The sequence below is a fragment of the Streptococcus sp. 2106 genome, assembly GCF_013277315.1.
GTDB classification, from domain to species: domain Bacteria; phylum Bacillota; class Bacilli; order Lactobacillales; family Streptococcaceae; genus Streptococcus; species Streptococcus pseudopneumoniae.
This window is the reverse complement of sequence record NZ_VMMS01000038.1, coordinates 1-725: the sequence shown is the minus strand read 5'-3', so window position 1 is coordinate 725 and position 725 is coordinate 1. Positions and strand designations below refer to the sequence as shown.

Genomic DNA, 725 nt, shown 5'->3' with positions numbered 1-725 from the left:
TCAAGTAAAACTTCGACTGATTCATCATTTAGGTCTTGTTCAACTAATTTTCCTTGCATAGCATATTGAAGAATAGATTTTTTTAGTTTATCTGGAAATTCTTTATCTAGCTGTTCTAGTCTATTATAACTTTCAGCATATTCATCTACTTTTTCTAAAGCTGATTCGATTGCTTCTACTATTCGTTGTTGTTCGGATAGTGGAGGCAATAACATAGGAACTTCATATTTTAAAAATTTTATTGAAGCTAAATTTTTTATCGCTGAACCTATAGAATGCTCTTTTAGTGTATTAATCAAACTCGTAAACATCCATTTAAAATACTGTGAATCTATTATATCTGAGTTTAACGTAAGTTTTAATAATGCTTGATTTATAACTCCATTATAATAATTTGAAGGTATTTGAAAGATTTCTCCAATAGTACCTGCACAAGATATTAAAATATCTCCTGCTTTTATTGAAAAATTTTTTAAACGTATATAATCACTCTCTTTTAACCAATAGTCTCCATAATCTATAGTTTTTCTTATAGCATTACCTTGTTCATAAACCTTATATGTATGTTTTCCTTTCGGAACAAACATTGACTTTGTTATAGAACTACCAAAAGGACCTCTTTTTATTGAGCCGTCCTCTAATGCACAAATGTCTGGTAAATAAACTATGGCCCATCCTTTAGGTATATTATGTTTAAACTCTTTTATACTTCCATCAGCAAACTT

At 28.8% G+C, this 725-nt stretch carries 1 protein-coding gene; it reads right to left on the bottom strand.

The features are described 5' to 3' along the window. A partial coding sequence (locus HT723_RS04775) for a restriction endonuclease subunit S (protein WP_172934749.1) occupies positions 1 to 725 on the bottom strand: 725 nt, incomplete at both ends.